The 205-nt window shown below is 69.8% G+C and carries 1 protein-coding gene; it reads right to left on the minus strand.

From position 1 onward, the window contains the following. A partial coding sequence (locus AMS67_RS17680; RefSeq protein WP_162230863.1) for a hypothetical protein occupies positions 1-205 on the minus strand: 205 nt, incomplete at both ends.

Raw genomic sequence — 205 nt, forward strand, 5'->3', positions numbered from 1 at the left:
GCCAGGTATCGGTGAGCGGAGCGTCGACCGCAAGGAAATCTACGAACTCCGAGATGCCGCCCTCGTAGGCGAAGCGGTGCACGGGCGGATCGCCGGATTCGTCGAGCGACTCCGGCCGGCGGTCGGTGATCTCGATCGCGAGCCCCGGAACGAGGAACGCGGTCTGCCGCGCGCGGGCGACGAGGGACTCCGGTTCGAACCGCGC

It is taken from the genome of Leucobacter japonicus, assembly GCF_001273855.1.
Lineage (GTDB): Bacteria > Actinomycetota > Actinomycetes > Actinomycetales > Microbacteriaceae > Leucobacter > Leucobacter japonicus.